This is a genomic window from Ruegeria sp. S84 (assembly GCF_056583445.1).
In genome coordinates this window covers 353,788-376,032 of sequence record NZ_CM152618.1, presented here as the reverse complement: position 1 = coordinate 376,032, position 22,245 = coordinate 353,788, and the positions used below count along the sequence as shown (strand labels likewise).

Annotated in this window: 18 protein-coding genes; 12 read left to right on the top strand and 6 right to left on the bottom strand. The window is 57.7% G+C overall.

The features are described 5' to 3' along the window. The first annotated feature begins 78 nt into the window (after positions 1–78). Positions 79–273 carry a SlyX family protein gene (locus AC1DFB_RS01955; RefSeq protein ID WP_170392484.1) on the top strand — a complete coding sequence of 65 codons (195 nt, stop codon included), beginning with the start codon at positions 79–81 and terminating at the stop codon, positions 271–273. Positions 274–277: 4 nt separating this feature from the next. Here the strand turns inward: AC1DFB_RS01955 and AC1DFB_RS01950 are convergent, their stop codons facing one another. The 3 genes from AC1DFB_RS01950 to dnaE form a co-directional block, all read right to left on the bottom strand. Next, on the bottom strand, positions 278–649 hold the full coding sequence (locus tag AC1DFB_RS01950; protein ID WP_480922025.1) for a hypothetical protein: 372 nt from the start codon (positions 647–649) through the stop codon (positions 278–280). Between the two features lie 2 nt (positions 650–651). Then, positions 652–864 (bottom strand): YMGG-like glycine zipper-containing protein, encoded by a 213-nt coding sequence (locus tag AC1DFB_RS01945; RefSeq protein WP_170392486.1) that lies wholly within the window; start codon positions 862–864, stop codon positions 652–654. An 86-nt stretch (positions 865–950) separates the two neighbouring features. Continuing rightward, a complete protein-coding gene (gene dnaE, locus AC1DFB_RS01940; RefSeq protein WP_480922024.1) occupies positions 951–4,451 on the bottom strand; it encodes a DNA polymerase III subunit alpha in 3,501 nt (1,166 codons plus the stop codon). Between the two features lie 342 nt (positions 4,452–4,793). Here dnaE and xdhA point away from each other — a divergent pair, with 342 nt between their 5' ends. The 8 genes from xdhA to AC1DFB_RS01900 all read left to right on the top strand — a co-directional run bounded on the left by xdhA (position 4,794) and on the right by AC1DFB_RS01900 (position 15,451). Beyond that, the gene (xdhA, locus tag AC1DFB_RS01935; protein ID WP_170401925.1) at positions 4,794–6,155 is read left to right on the top strand and encodes a xanthine dehydrogenase small subunit; all 1,362 of its coding nucleotides are present in this window, start codon (positions 4,794–4,796) and stop codon (positions 6,153–6,155) included. Further along, the gene (gene xdhB, locus AC1DFB_RS01930) at positions 6,152–8,554 is read left to right on the top strand and encodes a xanthine dehydrogenase molybdopterin binding subunit (protein ID WP_480922023.1); all 2,403 of its coding nucleotides are present in this window, start codon (positions 6,152–6,154) and stop codon (positions 8,552–8,554) included. The genes xdhA and xdhB overlap by 4 nt, the downstream gene beginning before the upstream one ends. Further along, positions 8,554–9,489 (top strand): xanthine dehydrogenase accessory protein XdhC, encoded by a 936-nt coding sequence (xdhC, locus tag AC1DFB_RS01925; protein ID WP_480922022.1) that lies wholly within the window; start codon positions 8,554–8,556, stop codon positions 9,487–9,489. Before xdhB ends, xdhC begins: the two co-directional genes overlap by 1 nt. Further along, entirely contained in the window at positions 9,486–11,003 is a 1,518-nt protein-coding gene (locus AC1DFB_RS01920; protein WP_170420509.1) for an ABC transporter ATP-binding protein, read from the top strand. Before xdhC ends, AC1DFB_RS01920 begins: the two co-directional genes overlap by 4 nt. Positions 11,004–11,041: 38 nt before the next feature. Continuing rightward, entirely contained in the window at positions 11,042–12,124 is a 1,083-nt protein-coding gene (locus AC1DFB_RS01915; protein ID WP_480922021.1) for an ABC transporter permease, read from the top strand. Position 12,125: 1 nt separating this feature from the next. Further along, positions 12,126–13,046, top strand: a complete 921-nt coding sequence (locus AC1DFB_RS01910) for an ABC transporter permease (protein ID WP_170392493.1) — start codon at positions 12,126–12,128, stop codon at positions 13,044–13,046. 34 nt (positions 13,047–13,080) lie between these two features. After that, positions 13,081–14,154 carry a BMP family ABC transporter substrate-binding protein gene (locus tag AC1DFB_RS01905; protein ID WP_480922020.1) on the top strand — a complete coding sequence of 358 codons (1,074 nt, stop codon included), beginning with the start codon at positions 13,081–13,083 and terminating at the stop codon, positions 14,152–14,154. Positions 14,155–14,587: 433 nt separating this feature from the next. Further along, positions 14,588–15,451: a S41 family peptidase gene (locus AC1DFB_RS01900; RefSeq protein WP_480922019.1), complete on the top strand. Its 864-nt coding sequence runs from the start codon at positions 14,588–14,590 to the stop codon at positions 15,449–15,451. Between the two features lie 195 nt (positions 15,452–15,646). Here the strand turns inward: AC1DFB_RS01900 and AC1DFB_RS01895 are convergent, their stop codons facing one another. Together AC1DFB_RS01895 and AC1DFB_RS01890 are read right to left on the bottom strand one after the other, a co-directional pair. Further along, entirely contained in the window at positions 15,647–16,879 is a 1,233-nt protein-coding gene (locus tag AC1DFB_RS01895; RefSeq protein WP_170392496.1) for an HlyD family secretion protein, read from the bottom strand. A 3-nt stretch (positions 16,880–16,882) separates the two neighbouring features. Continuing rightward, entirely contained in the window at positions 16,883–17,293 is a 411-nt protein-coding gene (locus AC1DFB_RS01890) for a hypothetical protein (protein ID WP_480922639.1), read from the bottom strand. 203 nt (positions 17,294–17,496) lie between these two features. Between AC1DFB_RS01890 and AC1DFB_RS01885 the strand changes: the two genes are divergently transcribed. The 3 genes from AC1DFB_RS01885 (at position 17,497) to AC1DFB_RS01875 (ending at position 19,622) form a co-directional block, all read left to right on the top strand. After that, a complete protein-coding gene (locus AC1DFB_RS01885) occupies positions 17,497–18,558 on the top strand; it encodes an NAD(P)/FAD-dependent oxidoreductase (RefSeq protein WP_480867245.1) in 1,062 nt (353 codons plus the stop codon). A 2-nt stretch (positions 18,559–18,560) separates the two neighbouring features. Next, positions 18,561–19,214, top strand: a complete 654-nt coding sequence (locus tag AC1DFB_RS01880) for a DUF938 domain-containing protein (protein WP_480922018.1) — start codon at positions 18,561–18,563, stop codon at positions 19,212–19,214. 72 nt (positions 19,215–19,286) lie between these two features. Next, positions 19,287–19,622, top strand: coding sequence for a carboxymuconolactone decarboxylase family protein (locus AC1DFB_RS01875; protein WP_170401940.1), 336 nt, complete (start codon positions 19,287–19,289; stop codon positions 19,620–19,622). A 69-nt stretch (positions 19,623–19,691) separates the two neighbouring features. Here AC1DFB_RS01875 and AC1DFB_RS01870 read toward each other — a convergent pair whose 3' ends face one another. Beyond that, positions 19,692–22,199 (bottom strand): GcvT family protein, encoded by a 2,508-nt coding sequence (locus AC1DFB_RS01870; protein ID WP_480922017.1) that lies wholly within the window; start codon positions 22,197–22,199, stop codon positions 19,692–19,694. Positions 22,200–22,245: the final 46 nt, after the last annotated feature.

The following is a 22,245-nucleotide window of genomic DNA, read 5'->3' as shown; positions in this document are numbered from 1 at the left end:
GCCCGCATCGGAGCAAGGCGGGGTTTCTCTGGTCAGGGCGTCACAGGGTCGCTATGAGACGCCTATAAGGAGAGCCCCATGCAGCATCTGGAAGAGCAGATCGCCCATCTGACCCGCACGGTCGAAGAGCTGAACTCGGTCGTCACAAACCAACAGAACGAGATCGACCGCCTGACCCGCCGCGTCGAGATGCTGTTGCAACGCGAGGCGGAACGCGCGCAGGAAGGCTCAGGCGGCGTTGTGTTCGGCGACGAACGCCCGCCGCATTACTGAGGGGTTACAACCCCAGCGTCGACTTCACCGCGTTATCGACCACACCGCCCAGAAGGGCATTCTTGTCGGCGGCACAGCCCTCGGACAGAGCGGCGATGAAGGCTTCGCGCAGTTGGGCCTTTTCCTCGTCAGTGGCCGCGTGATCTTCGATATTGATCTGCCGATTATAGAGTGACAAGGCCGTCATCTTTCCTACGACTTCGACAACAAAGGCTTCGTCCCCGTCGGCCGCTTCGGCGATCGAGGCGCATGTATAGTGCATCATTGGCAGGACGTCTTGCACCATCTGCTCAGCAGCCTCATCCGCGAAAGCAAACGTCGGAATAACAAACAGCGTGGCGCAGAAGGAAGATTTGATGGGATTTTTCAACATCATGATCACTTCCAGTTATGTCCGATTATCGCACCGGCCACCCCACCGACCGCAGCCCCTTTACCATCGCCTACCAGCGCGCCAACGCCCGCGCCGACCAAGGCCCCGGTAAGAGTGTTCTTCTTCTTTTTGTCGTCTGCATGTACCGCAGTGGCCAATGCCAGTGAACATGCTGCGGCGAGTGTAAATATCCTGAAAACATTGCCTGAACTTGCCATTTCGGAACCCTCCTGTGAAATGACCTTTGAGGATGTTCACCCAGCCTAGCGGGGTCCATCGCGTGTGGCAACATTACGGTTCGGGATCAGATTTCTTCGATCTCCGATATCCCCTCGAGCGACTTCAGCGCGCCTTTGATTTCTGGGTTGATCGGAAATTCCCGGCCCAGATCCATCTCGACCTCGCCTGGCAGTCCGGGATCGAACAGACAAACATAAACAGGTCCCTTGGCCACCCTTTTAGCTGAAGCCTCTGCGCCTTCCAGTACCGTGGCCATGTTCGGCAAAACCTTCGAATCCTCGACAAACACACGCAAACCCGTTGCACCCGCATCGGCCACAACTGTATCAACCGGACCAACGGAACGGCCCAGCAGTTTCAGCTGATCGGCCTCCATGGTCGCTTCGGCCGTCAGTACCACCTGTGCGCCGGTTTCCAGAAACTCTCGGGATTTCTCCAGTGTTTCCGAGAATAACGTGACCTCGAATGCTCCGGTGGGGTCAGAGAGTTGGGCAAAAGCGAACCGATTGCCGCGCGCTGATTTCCTTTCTTGCCGTCCGGCAACGACACCTGCCATCTTGGCAATAAATGGGCCAGAGCGCGCCTTTTCAGTCACCTGATCCAGTGTCAGTACCTGTTTGCGCTTCAGGGCCGGCATATAGTCATCCAGCGGATGGCCGGACAGGTAGAATCCGATGGCCTTGAATTCCTCGCTTAGGCGTTCGGCAGGTAGCCAATCAGGCGAAGGGGACAGACGCGGTTCGGGCAGGTCATCGCCTGCCTCGCCAAACAGGGAAACTTGGTTGGAATTCTTCTGCTCGTGAATCGCCGCCGAATACTGAACCAACGGATCAAGGCTTTCAAACACACGGCGACGATTTTTATCGAGCTCGTCAAAGGCACCGGCGCGAGCCAGCATCTCAAGCGGGCGTTTGCCGACCTTCTTCAGGTCAACACGGCGGGCGAAGTCGAACAGGTTTACGAAAGGCTTTTCGCCACGCCCCTCAACCACAAGATTCATTGCCTCGACGCCTACGTTCTTGAGCGCGCCCAGCGCATAGACCAAATGCCCATCGGCCACATCAAAGGTCGCTTGGGATCGATTCACGCACGGCGGAACATAGGGCAACTGCAGCCCCTTGCGGACTTCCTCAAAATAGATCGCGAGCTTGTCGGTCAGATGGATATCGCAGTTCATGACACCTGCCATGAACTCGACCGGGTGGTTCGCCTTTAGCCAGCCGGTTTGATAGCTGACCACCGCATAGGCGGCGGCGTGGGATTTGTTGAAGCCATAGTTGGCGAACTTGTCCAGCAGGTTCCAGACTTCGGTCGCCTTGGCCTCATCCACATTGTTTTCGGCAGCACCTTTGAGGAACTTGGGCCGCTCTGCATCCATCGCCTCCTGAATTTTCTTACCCATCGCGCGGCGCAGCAAGTCCGCGCCCCCAAGGCTGTAACCCGCCATTTCCTGCGCGATCTGCATCACCTGTTCCTGATAGACGATGATGCCCTGCGTCTCATCCAAGATATGGTCGATGGACGGGTGCAGCGTGTCGCGCTCGCTAAGCTTGTTCTTGACCTCGCAGAACTTGGGGATGTTCTCCATCGGGCCGGGTCGATAAAGCGCGACGAGGGCGATGATATCCTCGATACAATCCGGCTTCATCCGCTTGAGCGCATCCATCATGCCCGAGGATTCCACCTGGAACACCGCCACCGTCTTGGCCGCCGAATAGAGTTTGTACGTCGCCTCGTCATCCAGCGGGATGGCGTTGATCTGATTTATTGCCCCTTCGGCGGGTTCATAGAGTTCCGTGCCATCGGGAGCTATGTGAAGGTCACGCTCTGACTTAAAGATCAAATCCATCGCGTTCTGGATCACGGTCAGTGTTTTCAGACCCAGAAAATCGAACTTTACAAGCCCGGCCTGTTCTACCCATTTCATATTGAATTGGGTCGCAGGCATGTCCGAACGCGGGTCCTGGTATATTGGAACCAGTGCATCCAGCGGCCGATCTCCGATCACCACGCCAGCAGCGTGTGTCGAGGCGTTGCGCAGCAGCCCCTCGACTTGCTGGCCATATGTGAGCAGACGGTCCACGACCTCTTCATTGCGTGCCTCTTCCCGCAGGCGCGGCTCATCCTTCAGCGCCTTTTTGATGGAAACGGGTTTGACGCCTTCGACCGGGATCATCTTGGACAGGCGATCAACCTGTCCGTATGGCATCTGCAATACACGCCCAATATCGCGCACAGCCGCCTTCGACAGCAAGGCACCGAAGGTGATGATCTGCCCCACTTTGTCGCGCCCGTATTTCTGCTGCACATAGCGGATAACCTCTTCGCGGCGATCCATGCAGAAGTCGATATCGAAGTCGGGCATAGAAACCCGCTCGGGGTTCAGAAACCGTTCAAACAGGAGCGAATACCGCAGCGGATCAAGGTCGGTAATTGTCAGCGCATAAGCCACCAGTGATCCCGCACCCGAGCCTCGCCCCGGACCCACCGGAATGTCATGATCCTTGGCCCATTGGATAAAGTCGGCAACGATCAGGAAATAGCCGGGGAAGCCCATCCCTTCGATGATGCCAAGTTCGAAATCCAGCCGTTCCTGATATTCTTCAGGTGTCACGGCGTGCGGGATCACGGCCAGACGTTTTTGCAGACCCTCGTTGGCGATGCGACGCAGTTCGGCAACCTCATCATCTGCAAACTTCGGCAGGATCGGGTCGCGGCGATAAGCCATGAAGGCGCAACGTTGCGCGATTTCAACCGTATTCTCGACGGCTTCGGGCAGATCGGCGAACAGCGTCACCATCTCCTGCTGCGACTTGAAATAGTGCTGCGCGGTCAGACGTCGGCGTCCGTCCTGCTGGTCGACATAAGCCCCCTCGGCGATACAGATCAGCGCGTCGTGGGCCTCGTACATGTCCGAAGTCGGAAAATAGACGTCATTGGTGGCCACCAGCGGCAGGTTCTTGTCATACGCCATCTCGACATGACCGCGCTCGGTCAAGCGCTCGGCCTCAGGTTGGCCTCCTTCGCCTGGGTGACGCTGCAACTCAACATAAAGGCGATCCGGGAAAATCGCGGACAAACGATCCACCAAAGCCTCGGCAGCAGGGCGCTGACCTTGCTGTAACAGCAACCCTACGGGCCCGTCTGGACCGCCGGTTAAGCAGATCAAATCATCTGCTCGTTCCGCCAATTCGTCCAAAGTGACCTGCGGCAACTGCCCGCTTTTGTCTACATACAGGCAGGAACTGAGCTTCATCAGATTCTCATATCCCACCTCGGATTGTGCCAGCAGCACCAGCGGCGCGGGTGCTTTGGGCTTTTCTCCCGGCTGCGCCTGAACGTAACTGAGATCGACCTGACAGCCCATGATCGGTTGCACACCTGCCCCGCTGGCGGTGACCGAAAACTCTAAGGCCGAGAACATTGAATTGGTATCCGTCACCGCGACGGCGGGCATCTCCATCTTCTGGCACAGGTCCGGCAGCTTCTTCAGCCGCACGGCGCCTTCCAGCAACGAATATTCAGTGTGAACGCGGAGGTGAATGAATCGGGGGGAACTGCTCATACAGGCTAAGCTATCTCAGCCAGCGACGTTGCAAAAGCGGGAACCGGCACCATCGAATGCCGAAAAAATCATCGGTGATTATTCGGCTTTTTCAGAAGGTGCTTCGGGCGCAGGAACGCACACCTTCCCAAAAAGTGTTTATTTTCAATTTATTAAGTTTCACACATACACTACAATCATGGGCCGCTCGGGTGCAATGGTGTATCATATAGGCAGTTTTTCTTGCCAGATAAGGTGCGCTGTTTCTAACATCTGACGGCAAGCTACCGCCCGCCACTCTTTCTACGTCGCATCGAAGGAGGGCCGAACGGGCGCAACCGGGTAACGCGACGGGTTTCTCGAATGAACATCACGTTTCTTCTGAACGGAGAGACAGTGGAGCTGCCGGATGTCGATCCGACGGCCACCCTACTGGACTGGCTGCGTGAAGATCGCGGTCTGACAGGCACCAAAGAAGGCTGCAACGAAGGCGATTGCGGCGCGTGCACGGTCATGGTGACGGACGAAGACGGCGCAAAAGCTCTGAACTCCTGCATCCTGTTCTTGCCCCAGCTGCATGGCAAAGCGGTTCGTACAGTCGAAGGGGCAAGCGGCCCGGATGGCGAAGCACATCCCGTTCAACAGGCAATGGTTGACCTGCACGGCTCGCAATGCGGTTTTTGCACTCCGGGTTTTGTCATGTCGATGGTCGCCAGTCATGCGACGGGCGCCACGGATCATGACACCCAGCTTGCCGGAAACCTGTGCCGCTGCACTGGCTATGCACCGATTATTCGCGCTGCGAAAGCGGTCGAGGACCGTCCCGTGCCAGTCTGGGTCAAAGACAAGCCACTCGCATCTTCTGCTGCGTCGCGCATGCTGCCTGAATCTTCCGATGAACTGGCAGCTGTTTATGCTGAAAACCCAGATGCCACGCTGGTTGCCGGAGCAACAGATGTCGGCCTGTGGGTGACAAAGCAACTGCGCGACCTGGATCCAGTAATCTTCCTCAACCGTTGCGATGATCTCAAACAAATCACCATCACCGACGATGAAATTCGCTTTGGCGCAATGGTCGACATGAATCGGATGGGTGAGGCTCTGGCCGATCTTCACCCCTCTTACGCCGAAATGATCCGCCGCTACGCCAGTGTACAGGTGCGCCATGCTGCAACGGTGGGCGGCAACATAGCCAATGGCTCGCCCATTGGGGACAACCCGCCTGCGCTGATTGCTCTGGACGCAACCCTTCATCTGCGCAAAGGCGACACCCGCCGGTCCGTTCCGCTGGAAGAGTTCTTTATCGACTATGGCAAACAGGACCGCGTTCCCGGTGAATTCGTCGAAGCTGTCGGCTTCCCCCGTCAGCTGGATCGCCTGAAGGCCTATAAACTCAGCAAGCGGTTCGATCAGGACATCTCGGCCGTCTGCGGGTGTTTCAACATCACCGTCTCGGGCGGCATCGTCACGCAGGCGCGCATCGCGTTCGGCGGCATGGCCGGCATCCCGAAACGGGCAACCCATGTCGAGGCCGCATTGGTCGGTAAACCTTGGGCGCGCGAGACGATTGACGCCGCGCTGCCTGCCTTTGCTGACGATTATTCACCACTCACGGACATGCGCGCCTCGGCCACCTATCGACTGGAAACCGCCAAAGCGATGCTCGAAAGATACTTCCTGGAAGATCAGGGCGAAGTGACCAATGTGCTGGAGGTATCGGCATGAGCGTGACCAAACCCCTCCCCCACGACGCAGCACCGCTGCACGTTTCAGGAACCGCGCGGTATGTGGACGATATCCCAACACCCAGGGACAGTTTGCATCTGGCTTTTGGCCTCAGCCCGATTGCCAAAGGCAAGATCACCGCAATGGACTTATCTGCGGTGAAGGCTGCCGAGGGCGTCGTGATGGTTATGGCTGCGGATGATCTGCCCTTCGCCAACGACGTATCGCCTTCGATCCATGATGAACCGCTACTGTCGGACGGCACGGTTCACTATATCGGCCAGCCTGTGTTTCTGGTCATCGCCAGCAGCCATCTGGCCGCCCGCAAGGCGGCCCGTTTGGGCAAGATCGACTACGCCGAGGAAACGCCGATCCTAACCGTCGAAGAGGCTCTGGCCGCCGACAGTCGGTTCGAAGACGGCCCGCGCATCTATGCCAAAGGCAATGCTGATGCGGCTATTGCAGGATCCGCCCATGTGATCGAAGGGTCATTCGAGCTTGGCGGGCAGGAGCATTTCTATCTGGAAGGTCAGGCCGCTTTAGCCGTGCCGAATGAAAGCGCGGATATGCTGGTTCACAGCTCGACCCAGCACCCGACTGAGATCCAACACAAGGTGGCCGATGCGTTGGGCGTTCCGATGCACGCCGTCAGGGTCGAGACGCGCCGTATGGGCGGCGGTTTTGGCGGCAAGGAAAGCCAGGGCAATGCGCTGGCCGTTGCTTGCGCGGTCGCCGCTCGCGCAACTGGCAAGGCGTGCAAGATGCGCTATGACCGCGACGATGATATGACAATCACCGGCAAACGCCACGCGTTCCGCATCGCCTATAAGGCCGGATTTGACGAGAACGGCCATATTCAGGGCGTCTCGTTCCACCACTACGCCATCTGCGGCTGGGCGCAGGACTTGTCCCTGCCCGTCGCCGACCGCGCGATGCTGCATTCGGACAATGCCTATCTGTTGCCAAATGCACGGATCGAAAGCCACCGGCTGAAGACCAACACCCAATCCGCCACCGCTTATCGCGGCTTCGGCGGCCCGCAGGGCATGGTTGGCATCGAACGCGTGATGGACCACGCCGCGTATGAGCTGGGTCTGGACCCGGTGGAACTGCGCCGCCGAAACTATTACGAACCGGCCCATGCGATTGCCGAGATCACGCCGTCCGAGAAGCCTTTGGGTCATCCCGACCCGCATGAGGACCTAACAAGCCGCGGCGCGGTCGAAACCGGGGACGCCGCCGTGCGCCCTCTGCCCGCTGGTGGCAATACCACACCCTACGGAATGGAGGTCAGCGATTTCGAATTGCACGGGATGACTCAGGCCCTACTGAAATCCAGCGATTACGAAACGCGCAAGGCCGCCATTGCGAAATGGAACGCCGAGAACAGCGTGATCAAGAAGGGCATCGCCTTCTCTCCAGTTAAGTTCGGGATTTCCTTCACGCTGACCCACCTGAATCAGGCAGGCGCTTTGGTGCATGTGTATCAGGATGGCTCGGTCCATCTGAACCACGGCGGCACCGAGATGGGTCAAGGCCTGTTCCAGAAGGTCGCGCAGGTGGCGGCTTCGCGCTTTGGCATCCCGCTGGAGATGGTCAAAATTACCGCCACAGACACGGCCAAGGTGCCGAACACTTCAGCCACGGCAGCATCCTCGGGCAGTGACCTGAATGGCATGGCAGTGAAGGCGGCCTGCGATACGATCCGCGATCGAATGGCGGACTATCTGGCCGAGCGGCATCAGGCCGATCCGTCGACTGTCACCTTCTCTGATGGCCATGTTTCGGTTGGCGCCGAACGCTACACCTTCGCTGAAGCTGCGGCGCTGGTCTATCAGGGTCGGATCAGCCTGTCGGCGACCGGTTTCTACAAGACACCCAAGATCGAATGGGACCGGATCGCCGGACGAGGCCGTCCGTTCTTCTACTTCGCCTACGGAGCGTCGGTCACCGAAGTGGCCGTCGACACTCTGACTGGTGAGAACCGCATTCTGCGCACCGATATCCTGCATGATGCCGGTGCTTCGTTGAACCCGGCGTTGGATATCGGGCAGGTTGAAGGAGGTTATGTGCAAGGCGCGGGCTGGCTAACGACCGAGGAACTGGTCTGGGACGGCACGGGCAACCTGCGCACACACGCACCCTCGACCTACAAGATTCCCGCCTGCTCAGATCGACCCGACGTATTCAACGTCGCACTCTGGGATGCCGAAAACCGTGAGGACACGATCTATCGTTCGAAAGCGGTGGGCGAACCTCCGTTCATGCTGGGTATTTCAGCATGGCTGGCCTTGTCGAATGCGGTCGCGGCCTGTGGAGAGGTCTACCCCGCTCTTGATGCACCAGCCACGGCTGAAGAAGTTTGGCGCGGCGTCCAAAAGATGAAGGGAGGCATCTGATGGGATTTGACTTGGAGGCTTTGAGGGAGGCGGTCAAAACCCACGGAACAGTGGTCCGGGTGGTCATCGCCGGCATCAAAGGGTCGTCTCCACGTGAAGTGGGGGCCGCGATGCTAGTCTGGAAGGACGGGCAAAGTGGCACCATCGGTGGAGGCACGTTGGAGTATCAGGCAGCCGAAGCTGCGCGATCCCAAACCACCGCCACCCGACTAACGCATCACGCTCTTGGCCCCGACATGGGGCAATGCTGCGGTGGTGCAGTTTCATTGCTGAGTGAAGTATTTGATCATGAAACGCTGAATGCACTGGACGATACCGTCATCGCGCGTTCGGCCTCGGGCGGAGAGATGCCGCTATCGGTCAAACGTCTGCTGGCGGCAGCGCGAGGACAGGGTGTCGCACCCAAGCCCCAACTGATCGAAGGTTGGATGGTCGAACCCGTTCACAAACCGACGCGTATTCTGTGGATCTGGGGCGCAGGCCATGTAGGCCGGGCGCTGGTGGACGTTTTGTCCCCCTTACCCGATCTAGCAATCACCTGGGTCGATACCGGACCCGAGCGGTTTCCCGATGTGGTTCCAACCGGTGTAACCCCGGTTCCGACCGCAAAACCCGCCGAGCTGGTTCGCCACGCGCCAACCGACGCCGAGCATCTGGTGCTGACCTATTCGCACAATCTGGATCTGGAACTGTGCAACCGGCTGCTTTCGCACAATTTCCTCTTTGCGGGGCTTATCGGCTCGGCTACGAAATGGGCGCGATTCCGGTCGCGGCTTGCGGCCCTTGGACATCCGCCCGAGCGGATCAGCCGGATCACCTGTCCGATCGGCGATCCGGGCTTGGGCAAACACCCGCAGATGATCGCCGTTGGGGTGGCAGCGCAACTGTTACGCCCCGCCCGACAGAACGAATTGAAGAAGGACCTGAGCGCGTGACCACTCCACTTCTGAGCTTGCAAGGGCTGACCAAAGCCTATCCCGGCGTCGTGGCCAATGATCAGGTGTCCTTTGACATCGGTGAAGGCGAAGTTCACGCGCTGCTGGGCGAGAACGGCGCGGGCAAATCCACGCTTGTCAAAATGATCTACGGGCTGGTGAAGCCCGACAGCGGCACGATGCTGCTGCGAGGGCAGCCCTATGCACCGCCTGAACCGCGCGCCGCCCGTGCGGACGGGATCGCGATGGTGTTCCAGCATTTTTCGCTGTTCGATGCGTTGAACGTCGCCGAGAATATCGCTCTGGGGATGGAGAACCCACCCCCGATGGGAGATCTGGCGTCGCGTATTCGCGAAGTATCCGAAACCTACGGCTTGCCCTTGGATCCTTTCCGTACGGTGGGTGATCTGTCTGCGGGTGAGCGTCAGCGGGTCGAAATCATCCGCTGCTTACTGCAGGACCCAAAGTTGCTGATCATGGACGAGCCGACCTCGGTTCTGACGCCGCAAGAGGTTGAAATCCTTTTCGAAACGCTGAACAAATTGCGCTCGGAAGGGACATCGATCCTGTATATCTCGCACAAGCTGGAAGAGATTCGAACGCTATGCGACCACGCCACGATTCTGCGGCTGGGTAAGAATGTGGGCGAATGTGTACCAGCCGAAACCTCAGCGCGCGATATGGCTGAGATGATGGTGGGGTCAACCCTGCAGACACCTGAACGTTCCGGCCGGGAATTCGGTGACGTTGCGCTGGATGTCAGCGGATTGTCAGTGCCGTCGCCGTCGGAATTCGGAACCGCGCTTCGCAACGTCCACATGACCGTCCGCAAGGGCGAGGTTCTGGGGATCGGGGGTGTCGCGGGGAACGGTCAGGATGAATTGCTGGGTGTGCTTTCTGGCGAAATTCCGACCACCGCAGATGCGATCAAATTCAACGGTCAGCCCATCGGCAAACTCGGTCCGACCGCGCGGCGTAAGCTGGGCGTGTTGACCGCGCCCGAAGAACGGCTGGGCCACGCGGCTGCCCCTGATATGAGCCTCACTGAAAACGCTCTGCTGACTGGGTCGGTCCGCGAGGGGCTGGAGAACAACGGCTTTCTGAAGTGGTCCGAGACCAAGAGCTTTGCCGAAAAGATCATCAGCGCCTTTGACGTGCGTACGCCGGGTCCTGAGAATGCCGCCCGGTCGCTGTCGGGCGGGAACCTGCAGAAGTTCGTGATTGGTCGCGAAGTGCTGCAAAATCCGGATGTTCTGGTCGTGAACCAGCCGACTTGGGGCGTGGATGCAGCGGCGGCGGCCTCGATCCGGCAGGCCATTCTGGATCTGGCGGCCAAGGGAACTGCGGTCATCTGTATCTCGCAAGATCTCGATGAACTGATGGAAATCTCAGACAGCTTTGCCGCCTTGAACGAAGGGCGACTAAGCGCCCCGCGTGAAACCACGGGTCTGACGGTCGATGAGATCGGCCTGATGATGGGCGGCGCGCATGGCATGGAGGTGGCCCATGTCTAAACATTTAAAAGAAAAGAGAAACGCGGGGGTATGAGCAAATGATTGTGTTGGAGAAACGGCCTCAGCCGTCCAAGGCGTGGTCTTATGCCACCCCTCTGGCCGCAGTCCTGGCGACGATGGTTTTTGGTGGCATCCTGTTCGCCATTCTGGGCAAAAACCCGGTCGAGGCTATTGGAACCATTTTCTGGGAACCCCTGTTTGGCGAGTTCGCCTTCTATTATCGGCCGCAATTGCTGGTTAAGGGCGCGCCCCTGGTTTTGATCGCCATCGGCCTGTCTTTAGGCTTCCGCGCCGGTATCTGGAATATCGGGGCCGAAGGTCAGTACATTATGGGGGCCATTTTCGGTGCGGGCGCTGGTCTGGCATTCTATCCGCTGGATGCATTCTACATCTTTCCGATCATGGTGATTGCAGGCGCGTTTGGCGGCTGGTTATGGGCAATGATCCCAGCCTTCCTGAAAGTGCGCTTCGGTACCAATGAAATCCTTGTGTCGCTGATGTTGGTCTATGTGGCCGAACAGATGCTGGCCTCGGTCTCGCTAGGCCTGCTGAAGAATCCCGAAGGCTTCGGCTTTCCCGGTTCGCGCAATCTGCAATCCTACGACAGCGCGTATAATGCCGAGCTAATAGCAGGTTCAGGCATGCACTGGGGCGTAGTCACTGCCCTGATCGCTGTTATCTTTGCATATGTCTTGCTGAACCGGCACATGCTGGGCTTCCACATCCGCCTGACAGGTGAGGCCCCGCGTGCGGCGAAGTTCGCTGGTGTAAACCCTGCCCGCCTGATCTTGTTCTGTCTGGGTCTGGCCGGCGCGCTGGCCGGTCTTGCGGGGATGTTCGAAGTCTCGGGCCCTGCTGGCGTGGTCAGCATCGATTTCAACGTCGGTTACGGCTTTACCGCGATCATCGTGGCTTTCCTTGGCCGTTTGCATCCGGTGGGCATCCTGCTGGCCGGAGGTCTGATGGCGTTGACTTATATTGGTGGTGAAATCGCCCAATCTCAGCTGGGTCTGCCCGCCGCAGCCATTCAGGTATTCCAGGGGATGCTTCTGTTCTTCCTGCTGGCATTCGATCTTCTGACAAACTACCGCATCCGTGCGGCCCGTAGCGAGGTAGCGTGATATGGACCTTGGTGAAATTAACCCCGTCCTTCTGGTCGCCTCGCTAATGGTGGCCGCAACCCCACTTTTGTTGGCCGCAATCGGAGAATTGGTGGTCGAAAAAGCAGGCGTCCTGAACCTCGGTGTCGAGGGCATGATGATCGTGGGCGCAATCAGCGGCTTCGCAATCTCAGTCGAGACCGGTTCGCCCTGGCTGGGCTTTATTGCGGCAGCAATCGGTGGCGCGGTGCTATCGCTGTTGTTTGTGCTGCTGACGCAGGTGGCGCTGGCCAATCAAGTTGCCAGCGGCCTGGCCCTAACACTGTTCGGCCTCGGGTTCAGCGCGCTGATGGGGCAGAGCTACGTAGGAATCAAGCCGCCCAGCATGGGTGAAATCCATATCCCTGTGATCAGCGATATCCCTGTTATTGGACCAATCCTGTTTCAGCACGACCCGATCCTCTACGTCGGAATTGCCCTGACGGCCGCCGTCTGGGCCACGCTGAAATACACACGCATCGGCCTGATATTGCGCGCCGTTGGCGAAAACCACGATGCGGCGCATGCGCTGGGCTACAAGGTCATCAAGATTCGCATCATGGCGATCCTGTTTGGTGGTGCTTGCGCTGGCTTGGGCGGCGCCTACATCAGCCTGATCCGCGTGCCGCAGTGGACCGAGGGCATGACTGCCGGTGTCGGCTGGATTGCCTTGGCGCTGGTGGTTTTTGCCAGCTGGAAACCATGGCGTGTCTTGCTGGGCGCCTATTTGTTCGGCGGCATCACTGTGTTGCAGCTTAATTTGCAGGCAGCGGGCGTTGCCATTCCTGTCGAGTATCTGGCAATGTCGCCCTACATCATCACGATCCTTGTGCTTGTGATCCTTTCGGCCGACAAGAGCAGCGCACCTGCCGCATTGGGCCGGACCTTCCATGCCTCGCACTAAGCGAGGCCAACTGAACCAACTTGGGGAGTAACACATGAAATTCACTACACTTTTGGCAAGCGCCGCAATGGCGCTGGGTCTGGCCTCGGGGGCCATGGCCCAAGACAAGACCAAAGTCGGCTTCGTCTATGTCGGCCCAGTGGGCGACGGCGGCTGGACCTATGAGCACAACAAGGGCCGTCTGGCCGTGGAAGAGCACTTTGGCGACAAGGTTGAAACCGTGTTCGTCGAGTCGGTGCCTGAGGGCCCAGATGCAGAACGCGTGATGACCCAGATGGCACTGGAAGGCGCGGACCTGATCTTCACCACCTCGTTCGGCTACATGGATCCGACCATCAACGTCGCGAAGAAATTCCCGGATGTGAAATTCGAGCACGCAACCGGCTACAAGACCGCCGACAACGTCTCGGTCTACTCGGCCCGTTTTTATGAAGGTCGTGCAGTCCAAGGCCACATCGCCGGTAAAATGACGGAATCGAATATCATCGGCTACATCGGGTCCTACCCGATCCCTGAAGTGATCCGTGGTATCAACTCAGCCTATATCCACGCCAAGAAGGTGAATCCGGATGTCGAGTTCAAGATCGTCTGGGCCTACACTTGGTTCGATCCTGCGAAAGAAGCTGACGCCGCCACAGTTCTGATCGAACAGGGCGCGGACGTGATCCTGCAGCACACTGACTCGACTGCACCGCAGGCAGCCGCGCAAGAGGCAGGAAACGTTGTCACCTTTGGCCAGGCCTCCGACATGAGCGAATACGCACCCTTCCCGCGTGTGTCTTCAATCATCGACGATTGGGCTCCCTACTACATCGCGCGGACCCAGGCCGTGATGGACGGAACATGGGAAAGTGCCAACACATGGGATGGCATCCGGGAAGGCATGGTAGCAATTGGTGAGATTTCGGACGCCGTTCCCGCCGACGTTAAAGAAGAAGCACTGGCGCTGAAAGCCGCGATGGCAGCCGGCGAATACCACCCCTTCACTGGCCCGCTGAAAAAGCAGGACGGCAGTGACTGGCTGGCCGAAGGCGAGAGCGCCGATGACGGTACGCTGGCGGGCATGAATTTCTACGTTGAGGGGCTGGAAGGCGAAATTCCGCAGTAGAATCTGATCCGGAAACTAACAACAAGGCCCGCATGTTTTTGCGGGCCTTTTTAGTCGCCCTGAGCCCAATCTGGACATTGACGAGTGGCTATGCGCATCGTGAAACATGTCGCTCACGGAAGACCTGAACCAAATTTTAGAAACTGCCCTGCCGACCGATCCCAGTTTTCGACAGATCGAAAAGGCCGTGATTGACGACTGTATTGGTGAAACCCGGCAATATGCTTCAGAGGGCTCTGTCGAAGCCTTCCTGTTGTCAGCGATGCGTTTATTTGCACTTCCCGGCAATGGGCACACACGGCTGATCCCGAATGATGCGATCTCGGTGCTACCGCTGAGATTCGTGAGCGTTGGACGTTCCGTTCAATTCATCGACGCGGCGCCAGAGATAGCCGCACCGCGAGGAGAGTTGATAGCGGTCAACGGCTCAGCTTTGAGCCAGATTGAAGCCACTGCAGAGAAATTTCTGGCGGGAACGTGCCAAAGGAAACGGGTCATCGGCCCGATTCTACTGGCTTGGCCGTACGCTTTGGCACGTTTGGGTTTTTCGTCAAACGGCGGCATGACCGAGTACCGTGTGCAGGACGAAAGTGGGCGGATAGCCAATCTGAAAGTGGCCAATGAACATACAGTTCCTGGATCGATGCTCTACCCGAGAAACGAGCACGGCAAGGCTGATCCAGCCTGGGAACCCGAGATATTTGTAGAGATAAAGGACTGGCAAGAGCTAGGGCTATCAATAGCGTTACCAAGCTTCTTTGATCCGAGGGAAAGTGCGCTGCCTAAAGCCATCTCAGCCGCGGTGGAATGTGTGCGCGCATCCTCGAACAAAACACTACTAATTGATGTTCGCGGAAACACTGGTGGCGACTTTCTTCTAACGATGCCCTTGATCGACGCGATCTCAGAAAGTGCAAACAAGCAGGTTGTTATGCTTGTCGATAAATTCACGTTTTCCGCTGCGATAGTGTTTGTAGCCATCCTCAAACATCGATTGGGAAACAGGCTCAAACTTATTGGTGAGGAAATGGGAGATAGGCTGACGTTCTTTGCCGAGGGCGGATTGCTCGAATTGTCGACCAGCGGAGCGGTCGTTCGATACTCATCAGCCTTTCACGACTGGAAGAATGGAACGACTGACGATACCACGCCGCCCGAAATCGCAAGAAAAATCGTACCTGCGGGATCACTGAACTTGGATTTGGAATGGGTCGAAAGACCTGCAGTTGAGGATGCACCAACCGAGCTCCATCAACGGGTTCTCAAAAGCATGAGCAAATCGCTAAACAGCCGCTAAGTCCGCATAGCTGCATTCAAAGAAAGCAAATGCTGCACGCACGGCGAAGGTCTACTTGGTGGCCAGTCTTATTGGCGACCCAACACCATCGGACCGTGGGCAATATTAGCCACGAGCGTTTTGATACCCAGCTGTCGTCGGGTCAGGACTTCAAGCGATTGAATCGCCGCAATGGTTAGGTTCTAGGGCGTGAAATTAGTGTCCGCCCAGCACCAGAGTGTTCACTGGCATCAGGATCAGTCGCAGGCGCAGGCCTGCCGCATGAACGACGCCAATCGTGTCTACCACATGCAGGAACGATTTTTCCCAGAAGCCGAGGCTCTCATCCTCCAGCTTTGCATGATTATCCGTATAGATATTCGCCAGACAGTTGCTGCCTGGAGGCACATCATCGGCCATGCTTTTGTAGAGCGGTTCAAGGTAGACAAGGATCGAACCCGGATTGGTGTTGCTCTGCACGTCCCGCAACTCATCAGATGGCCTGATCTGCCCTGATGGGATCACATCCTGCACCTCGACGACAACCACCGGGATAACGGTAAAGGGCTTGGTCATGCAGCCCAATTCGCCAATCATACCCGGTTTGACCACCTGGGCCGAAAGCTGACTGAACGCCGCCTGGAATCGGTCATGTCCGGAGGAGGATGGCACCAGAATACCCGCCGGGCGCAGCAAAGGGCTGACATAGTCGCCGACCTGAAGCCCGAATTGTTCAACCCTGCCCGTCACTCCAGCATTGACCACAGTCTTGTCCAACTCGGTCAATGCCGCATCCAGCTGCGCATTGGCACTGGCAAGTTGGGCCGGGATCAGCTCTTCGATCTGTTGTACAACCGCTGCGCGTTTTGAGACGGCTGCTTTCACCTGCGCTTCACGCTCGGCAACCAGATTTTCCAACCGATCAATCTCGGCCAAGCGCACCGCACTGGATCCCTCGTCACGTAAGGTGGTATTGCGTTCCAGATCCTCGAGCGACTGATCCAGAGCTGCGCGCGCGCCTGCAATCCCGGCCTCAGCCTCGGCCAGATCGGTTTCCGCCACCTTCAACGAGGCTTGAACCTGAGCAATCTGGGCATGCGCCGCTTCGACCTGCGCGGTTTGCGTGAAGTCTTCGATCCGGAAAATCGGCTGTCCAGCTGTCACCTGCTCATTGTTGCGCACGTAGACTTCGGAAACGCGCCCCCCTAGCTGCGGAAGGATCGTTACCGTCCGGAAGTAGGAAGCCGCTGTTTTGCTGGACGGGTGAAAATAGAACAGCGTTGTGATAACGGTTAGCGCCAAAATAGCGCAAGTCGTCAGCCCCCAGCGCAACTCGTACCACATGGTGAACAGCGTGATCTCGTGTCCGATCCGTTTGCCCTGCACAAAGCGGCGAAACAGATAGTCAGGAAGCACGGTAATCAGGGCGCACAGCATCGTCTCGATCATTGTTCAGTGCCCCTGTGCTGCCGGTTCGGAGGGTTTGGATTGTTCGGGCTCAGTTTCCGGCTCAGGAGGGGGTGAAGCGTGTTCTTTGTCCTGCCTAGGCGCCAAAGATCGGATGGCATCGGCAATCGAGCGCAGCGGTGCCGCGAAATCAGGGAACTGGAACCCAGCCACAAGGATGGCGGCAACCCAGAAAAGGCCGTTATGCGTAAACAAAGCCAAAAGCGCCAGAATCCCAACCAATTGAAATTGCGGGTGATTGGTTTCATGCGCCATTTTTTCCGGGATCGAATGCAACGTGAAGTAGGCAACCCCGATCAGCACGACCATCCCGACGGTAAAACACAACATGAAAGTGAAGAGGAAGTCGCTACCATCTGCCTGTGTCACATATGACGGAATGTGCCCCGTTGCCATCGGGTGAATATCTGCCGCGTTCACGTCCGCCTCCGAATCTTATGTTGTTTGCACTAAAAGCAGGCTGGCCGCCTACGATCAAGTTTCCATTGCGGTGGGCTTGTGTCTTTTCGTTTGGCAGTACGCGTGCCATGGTCCGCCAATGTCGCCAGTCAACCTACCACCGGCTCGATCACTTGGCGGCCGGAAACGGAACAAAACGCATGATTGATTTTCTCATAATCGGTGGCGGTGTCGCCGGGCTAAGCGCAGGTGCGCGCCTGTCAGAGCACGGCACAGTTACGGTGTTAGAGGCCGAGGACGGATTGGGATATCATACTTCGGGTCGTTCAGCCGCCCTGTTCGAAAAGGGTTACGGTCCAAACTCGGTCAAGGCATTGAACGAGGCAAGTGCTGCGTTTTTTGAAACAAATGCGTACCTAACACCACGCGGCCTGATGCTGATTGGCGGAAGGGATCAACAGGCGCTGTTTCAAAAAGACGCCCAAGATCTTGGTGTGCAAGAGATTTCGCCGGATGATGCCATCGGACACATTCCTGTCCTGAATGCTGAAACTGTCGGTTATGCAGCCATAAGTAATAGCGCATATGATATCGATACAGATCGCGTCCTGCAGGACTTTGCGCGAACCGTCCGCAAGAATGGCGGTTCAGTCCTGACCCGTCAGAGGGTCAGCAGCATCCGCAAATCGGTTCATTGGACCGTCGAAACCTCAGAATCCTTTGAGGCACGCAATCTGGTAAATGCCGCCGGAGCCTGGGTCGATGAGGTGGCGCAGATGGCAGGAATCTCCCCCATCGGGATCACACCTTACCGTCGATCGATTGCGCGCATCCCCGCACCGGGCGGACATGACCTGCGAAACTGGCCAATGATGCTGGGCGCAGGCGAGAGCTGGTACGCCAAACCTGATGCGGGCAAGCTACTGGTCTCGCCTTGCGAGGCGGACCCAACCACACCCCATGACGCTTACGCCGATGACATGGTTCTCGCAGAAGGACTGGCACGATACGAAGCGATGGTTACTGAAACTGTAACTCGGGTAGAAACCAATTGGGCGGGGTTACGTAGTTTTGTTGCCGATGGCACGCTGGTGCTCGGACCTGATCCAACCGATCCATCGTTTATCTGGTCGGCAGCACAGGGAGGGTATGGGTTTCAGACCGCTCCTGCAGCCTCGCAACTTGTGGCGGATCTTGTGACTGGCGCGTCGCCGCGCCTTGATGCGGCGATTGTGAAAGCGCTGACACCCGGTAGGCTGTAACGATGACAAAACGCAAACTGCCCCCGAATGCCAGCGTCGCCACCGAGGGCGACGGCAGCAAACTCGTCGCCCCAGCCGCCAGCCGAAACACGGCTGTGCTGTGCGATCTTCTGGCACGGGTCGCCCCGTCATCAGGACAGGCCCTGGAACTGGCCAGTGGAACCGGACAACACATTTCGGCCTTTGCCCAGCGGATGCCCGGGTTGCATTGGCAACCCAGCGAAGTCACCTCTGAACGGCGCGCCAGCATCGATGCGTACACCAAGGGTTTACCAAACACCGCCGCAGCCGTTCATCTGGATGCAACTGCGGAGGGTTGGCACAAAACAATGGCGCAGCAAGATTTGGTTTTACTGGTCAATCTCTTGCACCTGATCAGTTTACCCGAGGCTGAAACCCTCGTTGCCGAAGCAGCGTGCGCTCTGAAAACGGATGGGCGTTTGGTGCTTTATGGCCCTTTCAAACGTGACGGACACCTGACAAGCGATGGCGACCAGCGATTTCACGACGCACTGGTCCAACAAGACCCTGAGATCGGGTACAAAGACGACACACATATATTTTCTATGTTAAAGGACAACGCCCTCGAACTGGTCGAAATCGTAAAGATGCCTGCGAACAACTTGGCATTTGTCGCCCAAAAAACTGGAATCTGATCAGGATCAAAGTCTGCTTTGCTCTTCATCATTCATATGCAGATTATCATATGTATCAAGAAGGACGTGATAATGAGCTGGCAGGATTCACTGAACGAAACGCGCAAAAGCTTGCGTAACCTTAACGGAGCCATTCCTGATACGGCGCGCGCCTTCGGGGCGCTGGGAAAATCTGTCAAGGAAGGCGGGACGCTGGACTACAAAACCAAAGAGTTCATCGCGTTAGGCATGTCAATCGCAGTACGGTGTGAGCCTTGCATTACCCTGCATTCCGAGGCGTTGGCCAAGGCGGGAGCCACCCGCGATGAGGTTTCGGACGTTCTGGCAATGGCCATCCAGATGGGCGGTGGACCGTCCATGATGTACGCCGCCAAGGCACTAGACTGCTTTGATGAATTGAGCGCATGAAAAAAGCCCACCGAGAGCGGGCTTTTGGTAGGCGGTGCTACGTGAGTACCGCCTTATTTCTTGGAAGCGTCAGCCGTCTTTGCGGATTGTTTCGTTCTTCGGATCGTAGGGGCTGTCACAAGTGACGACCGCATCCCACAGCTTGTCCTGCATTTTGACCTGCAGCTTGGTGCCTTCGACCGCCAGCTCAGGCTTCACATACCCCATGCCGATGGATTTCTCGAACGCCACCGAGTACCCGCCCGAGGTCAAACGACCCACGCGCTCACCTTCCGGCGTGTACAGCGCCTCGCGGCCCCAGGGGTCGGCATCGTCCGGTCCGTCGATCAGCAGAGTGCAGCACTTCACGCGCACGCCGGTCTCTTCCAGCTTGGCTTTGCCATAAAAGTCTTTCGACAGATCAACAAAGCGCGGCAGGTCAGCTTCCAGCGGGGTCGCGTCGCGGCCCAGTTCGGTGCCGAAGGCGCGATAGGATTTCTCCTGGCGCAGCCAGTTTTGGGCGCGGGCACCAACCAGTTTCATGCCGTGCTTTTCACCGGCCTTCTCCAGCAGGTCGAACAGATAGTTCTGCATCTCGATCGGGTGGTGCAGTTCCCAGCCCAGCTCACCCGTATAGGCCACGCGGATCGCGTTGACCGGGCACATGCCCAGTTCGATCTGACGGGCCGACAACCAAGGGAAGCGCTTGTTGGACAGCGCGGTTTCCGGATCGGCGTCCTTGATGACCTCTTTCAGAACGTCACGCGACTTGGGTCCGGCGATCGCGAAGACGCCCCACTGGGTGGTCACGTCCTGGATTTCGATGTAGCCGAACTCCTCCATCTTGTCCTCGGCCGCCTTGCGAAGGTAGTCGGCGTCGTACTCGGTCCAGGCACCGGCAGAGACGATGTAGTAATTGTTCTCGCCATTGCGGACGATGGTGTATTCGGTGCGGGTGGTGCCGTGCGCGGTCAGCGCGTAGGTCAGGTTGATGCGACCGACCTTGGGCAGCTTGTTGCAGGTGAACCAATTCAGGAACTGGGTCGCACCGGGGCCTTTGACGACATGCTTGGTGAAGGCCGACGCATCGATCAGGCCAACGCCTTCTCGGATCGCTTTGGCTTCTTCGACGGCATACTGCCACCAACCACCGCGGCGGAAGCTGCGGCTTTCTTTGTCGAAGTTATCAGGCGCATCCAGCGGGCCGAAATAGTTCGGACGCTCCCAGCCGTTGACCCAGCCAAACTGTGCGCCACGCGCTTTCTGACGGTCGTAGGCCGGAACGGTGCGCAGCGGACGGCAGGCTTCGCGCTCTTCGTCAGGGTGGTGCAGGATGTAGACGTGCTCATAGCACTCTTCGTTCTTGCGCGCCGCGAACTCGGTGGTCATCCAGTTCGACGAATACCGCTTGGGGTCCAGCGAAGCCATGTCGATCTCGGCTTCGCCATCGACCATCATCTGAGCCAGATAATAACCGGTGCCGCCCGCAGCGGTGATGCCAAAACTGAAGCCTTCAGCAAGCCACATGTTGCGCAGCCCCGGAGCGGGACCGACCAGCGGGTTGCCATCAGGTGTGTAGCAGATCGGGCCGTTGAAATCGTCTTTCAGACCGGACTCAGCACAGGACGGCACGCGTTCGGCCATCGCCATGTACTGATCGGCGATCCGATCCAGATCCAGCGGGAATAGGTCAGCGCGGAAGCTGTCCGGCACGCCGTGTTCGAACTGCGCAGGAGCGCCATGTTCGTAGATACCCAGAATCCAGCCGCCACGTTCTTCGCGCGCATACGACTCGTTGTCGGCATCACGCACAACTGGATGCTCGGGGTTGCCCGCTTCACGCCATTTGACCAGCTCGGGGTCTTTGTCCATGACGATGAAGGTATGCTCGACCGGGATCGCGGGCATCTTGATACCCAGCATTTTCGCGGACCGCTGTGCGTGGTTGCCTGACGCGGTCACAACATGTTCGGCGGTGATCACAACCTGCTCATCTGACGGAATGAGGTTGCCGCCCTTTTCGACCATCTTAGTGCAGGTGACTTCCCAGTGAGTACCGTTCCAGCGGAACGCATCGGCCTGCATCTTGCGAACGATGTCGACACCGCGCTGACGCGCACCTTTGGCCATCGCCTGGGTCACGTCCGCAGGGTTAATGTAGCCGTCTTCAGTGTGATAGATCGCGCCTTTCAAGTCGGAAGTTTCGATCAGAGGCCAACGTTCCTTGATTTGCTCGGGCGTCAGCCACTCATATGCAACATCACAAGTTTCCGCTGTGGATGCATAGAGCATGTATTCATCCATACGCTCTTGTGTCTGTGCCATACGCAGGTTTCCGACTACGGCGAAGCCTGCATTCAAGCCGGTTTCTTCCTCTAGTGTCTTGTAGAAATCGACTGAGTACTTGTGGATGTGGGTCGTGGCATACGACATGTTAAACAACGGCAACAAGCCCGCTGCGTGCCAGGTGGAACCGGATGTCAATTCGTCCCGCTCGATCAGCATCACATCATCCCAGCCCGCTTTGGCCAGATGATAGGCAATCGAGGTCCCGACGGCGCCGCCGCCAACGACCAGTGCTTTGACTTGGGTTTTCATAGCCGGGTGTCTCCCCTTGAATTCAGTTGACACCATATGGCGCATT